General features: G+C 66.5%; 3 protein-coding genes. 1 reads left to right on the top strand and 2 read right to left on the bottom strand.

All coding sequences use genetic code 11. The features are described 5' to 3' along the window. Nucleotides 1-201 precede the first annotated feature (201 nt). On the bottom strand, nt 202-1,968 hold the full coding sequence (gene rho, locus ACVOMF_RS20550) for a transcription termination factor Rho (protein WP_481510920.1): 1,767 nt from the start codon (nt 1,966-1,968) through the stop codon (nt 202-204). A 225-nt stretch (nt 1,969-2,193) separates the two neighbouring features. After that, entirely contained in the window at nt 2,194-2,523 is a 330-nt protein-coding gene (trxA, locus tag ACVOMF_RS20545; RefSeq protein ID WP_057628040.1) for a thioredoxin TrxA, read from the bottom strand. Between the two features lie 196 nt (nt 2,524-2,719). On the opposite strand from trxA, the gene rhlB reads away from it, so the two are divergent. Continuing rightward, complete coding sequence (rhlB, locus tag ACVOMF_RS20540) at nt 2,720-4,384, top strand: ATP-dependent RNA helicase RhlB (RefSeq protein WP_481510919.1); 1,665 nt, start codon at nt 2,720-2,722, stop codon at nt 4,382-4,384. The last annotated feature ends 118 nt before the right edge of the window (nt 4,385-4,502 follow it).

Here is a 4,502-nt window from a genome sequence, read left to right as displayed (position 1 = left end):
CCCCCCGCCCGCCCCCGCCCCCCCCGCGCCGGGGGGGGGGGGGGGGCGCCCCCCGGGGCGGGGGGGGCCGCCCCGGCCCCCCCCCCGCCCCCCGCCGCCGGGGCCTCTACAGGTAGAGCAGGCGCTGCGAAGCGTCCAATCAGTACACAACAAAAACCCCGCTTTCGCGGGGTTTTTGCCTGCAGCCGATTCCAACCGGAATCAGCGCTTCATCGAGCCGAAGAACTCGTCGTTGGACTTGGTGTTCTTCATCTTGTCCAGCAGGAATTCCATCGCGGCGATTTCGTCCATCGGATGCAGCAGCTTGCGCAGGATCCAGATCTTCTGCAGCAGCTCCGGTTCGATCAACAGGTCTTCGCGGCGGGTGCCGGAACGGTTGATGTCGATGGCCGGGTAGACGCGCTTCTCGGTGATGCGACGGTTCAAATGCACTTCGCTGTTGCCGGTGCCCTTGAATTCTTCGTAGATCACTTCGTCCATCTTCGAGCCGGTTTCAACCAGCGCGGTGGCGATGATGGTCAGCGAGCCACCTTCTTCAACGTTACGTGCGGCACCGAAGAAACGCTTCGGGCGGTGCAGGGCGTTGGCGTCCACACCACCGGTCAGGACCTTGCCGGAGCTCGGTACGACGTTGTTGTAGGCGCGGGCCAGACGGGTGATCGAGTCGAGCAGGATCACCACGTCCTTCTTGTGCTCGACCAGGCGCTTGGCACGCTCGATCACCATTTCGGCAACCTGCACGTGGCGCGCGGCCGGCTCGTCGAAGGTCGAGGAGACCACTTCGCCGCGCACGGTGCGCTGCATTTCGGTCACTTCTTCCGGGCGCTCATCCACCAGCAGCACGATCATGTGCACTTCCGGGTGGTTGGTGGTGATGGCGGTGGCGATCTGCTGCATCATCATCGTCTTGCCGGCCTTCGGCGGCGAAACGATCAGGGCGCGCTGGCCCTTGCCCTGCGGTGCCATCAGGTCGAGGATGCGACCGGTGATGTCTTCCGAGGAGCCGTTGCCGCGCTCAAGCGTGAAGCGCTTGCGCGGGAACAGCGGGGTCAGGTTTTCGAACAGCACCTTGTTCTTCGAGGCTTCGATCGGCTCACCGTTGATGGTGTCCACGATCGACAGCGCGAAGTAGCGCTCGCCGTCCTTCGGGAAGCGGATGCGGCCCGACAGGTGGTCACCGGTGCGCAGGTTGAAACGACGGATCTGGCTGGGCGAGATGTAGGTGTCGTCCGGGCCGGCCAGGTAACTGGCTTCGGCCGCACGCAGGAAGCCGAAGCCGTCCGGCAGGATTTCCAGCACGCCGTCGGCGGCAACGCCGTCGCCGTGGCGGGTCAGCACCTTGAGCAGGGCAAAGATCACGTCCTGCTTGCGCGCACGGGCGACGCCTTCGGAGATCTGCAGCTGTTCGGCGATTTCCAGCAGCTTCTGCGCCGGCATCCGCTTCAGGTCGCTGAGCGAATAGACGGGGAAGCCTTCCGGCACGCTCGGCATCGAGCGCGGGACAAAATTGTCGTTGCCGCCGTCGTTGCCCATGCCGTTGTCGTCACGCTGACGGTTGCGGTCACGGTCGCGACGGTTGCGGAAACGGTCGCGGCGGTTGCCCTGACCTTGGCCCTGGCCTTGCTGATTGTTCTGGCCGTAACGCTGCTGGTTGTTGTTGCCTTCGCCGTTGTCCTGGCCACCCTGTGAGGTGTTGTTGTCGCCGGAGCTGGCTGCCGGGGCCTGGCCTTCATTGCTGGACGCCGCCGCGGCGGGCGCGGGAGGCGGAGCAACCGGGGCCGGTGCTGCCGGAGCAGCGGCTACCGGAGCCGGAGCGGCCGGGGCGGCTGGCAATGGAAGCGCTGGCTGGGCGGGGGCAGAAGCACCGCTGTCGGCGCTTTCAACGGCTTTGGCAACACGCGGCTTGCGCACGCGCTTCTCGACAGGAGCGTCGGTGCTCCCGGTTTCGGAAGGAGTGTTCTCGGACAAGTGCTTGATTCCTCTCGCTTGGATGTGCGAGCGCCCTGCGGGGCTGCGAACTGGTTGGGATGGTCCGGACGAGAACCCGTCCAGAGGGTGCGGCACGCGAATGCTGCCGGATGTAGCGACACTACCACCGCCAAACGTGGCGGCGCAAGCGCCTGCAAAACCCTGTTGGGCCGCGGTCAGGCTGGCCCGGTGGCCGGCGGCACGGGGCCGCCGGACCGTGCTGGATCAGACCAGCGCCTTGTCGATCATCTGGCTCAGCTGGCCCTTGCCGACTGCGCCGATCTGGGTGGCCTGGATCTGGCCATCCTTGAACAGCAGCAGCATCGGGATCGAGCGCACGTGGTACTTGATCGCGGTGGCGCGGTTCTCGTCCACATTGACCTTGGCGATCTTCAGCTTGCCGTCATAGGCATCAGCCAGTTCGTCCAGGACCGGGGAAATCATCTTGCACGGGCCGCACCATTCAGCCCAGAAATCCACCAGGACCGGTTCGCTCGATTGCAGGACGGCGCTGTCGAAGTCGGCGTCGCCGACGTGTAAAACCTTATCGCTCACTTGGAGTCTCCTGGTGCAATGCGACTGCCCATGCCGGGTTGGCGGTCGCATTGCGGTAAACTGGGGCATTGCGCGGACAGTGGGCAGGGCCCAGGTGTCGCGCGACCCGGCGCAGGGGCCGCAGTGTGCGACGGTGCCCGAATCGATGCAAGCTGCCCGGCCACACTGACCGGCTGGCACTACAAAGACGAAACCAATGAGCGACAAACCGCTAACCGACGTGACATTTTCCTCCTTCGACCTGCAGCCGGCGTTGCTGGCGGGCCTCGAAGGCGCGGGTTTCACCCGCTGCACCCCCATTCAGGCACTGACCCTGCCGGTGGCTCTGCCGGGCGGCGACGTCGCCGGCCAGGCCCAGACCGGCACCGGCAAGACGCTGGCCTTCCTGGTCGCCGTGGCCAACCGTCTGCTGACCCGTCCGGCGCTGGCTGACCGCAAGCCGGAAGATCCGCGCGCGCTGATCCTGGCGCCGACCCGCGAGCTGGCCATCCAGATCCACAAGGACGCGATGAAGTTCGCTGCCGACACCGGCCTGCGTTTCGCGCTGGTCTACGGCGGCGTGGACTACGACAAGCAGCGCGAACTGCTGCAGCAGGGCGTGGACGTGATCATCGCCACCCCCGGCCGCCTGATCGACTACGTCAAGCAGCACAAGGTGGTTTCGCTGCACGCCTGCGAAATCTGCGTGCTGGACGAAGCCGACCGCATGTTCGACCTGGGCTTCATCAAGGACATCCGCTTCCTGCTGCGACGCATGCCCGAGCGCACCACGCGCCAGACCCTGCTGTTCAGTGCCACCCTCAGCCACCGCGTGCTGGAGCTGGCCTACGAGCACATGAACGAGCCGCAGAAGCTGGTGGTGGAGACCGAAAGCATCACTGCTGACCGCGTCCGCCAGCGCATCTACTTCCCGGCCGACGAAGAGAAGCTGCCGCTGCTGATCGGCCTGCTGTCGCGCAGCGAAGGCGCACGCACCATGGTGTTCGTCAACACCAAGGTGTTCGTCGAGCGTGTTGCACGCGCGCTGGAAAAGGCTGGCTACCGTGTTGGCGTGCTGTCCGGCGACGTGCCGCAGAAGAAGCGTGAGAGCCTGCTCAACCGCTTCCAGAAGGGCCAGCTGGAAATCCTGGTGGCCACCGATGTGGCCGCACGCGGCCTGCACATCGACGGCATCAAGTACGTCTACAACTACGACCTGCCGTTCGACGCCGAAGACTACGTGCACCGCATCGGCCGCACCGCACGCCTGGGCGAAGAGGGCGATGCGATCAGCTTTGCCTGCGAGCGCTATGCGATGAGCCTGCCGGACATCGAGGCCTACATCGAGCAGAAGATCCCGGTCGAGTCGGTTACCGCCGAACTGATGACCGCGTTGCCGCGTCCCGAGCGCGCGCCGCTGCCCGAGGGCGAAGAAGGTGAGAGCGTTGGTGCCATCTTCCGCGAAGCCCGCGAACAGAAGGCCGCTGACGAAGCCCGTCGTGGCGGTGGTCGCAGCGGTGGCAAGCCCGGTGAACGCCGTGGCGAGCGCAGCGCCGACGGCAAGCCGCGTGGCCCGCGCAAGCCGCGCGTCGAAGGTGCCCCGGCCAATGCCGAAGGTACGCCCAAACCGCCGCGTCCGGCCGCCGAAGGCGCGCCGAACGCCGCCAACAGCCCGGCAGTGGAAGGCGAGCGCGCACCGCGCAAGCGTCGCCGTCGTCGTCACGGCCGCCCGGTTGAGGGTGCCGAAGGTGCAGCACCGGCAGTGGCCAACAACAATGGCCCGGTGCAGGTACAGGCCAAGCCGATGCGTGCGGGCAACGACAGCGATTCGTTCCTGACCCGCCTGGGCCGCAAGATCCGGCGGATGCTGTCGGGCAGCTGATCCGCGAGCCTGTAGTGGGGGGGGGCGGGCGCCGCCCCGGGCGGGCCCACAGCAAAAAAGCTACGGAGTAGGCGGGGGCGCCGGCCGAGGCGGAGGGGGACTGCGACCGCAACAACAC

It is taken from the genome of Stenotrophomonas sp. STEN022 (assembly GCF_056760155.1).
The sequence above is the reverse complement of the archived record's forward strand: the minus strand, read 5'-3'. Positions and strand labels throughout refer to the sequence as shown.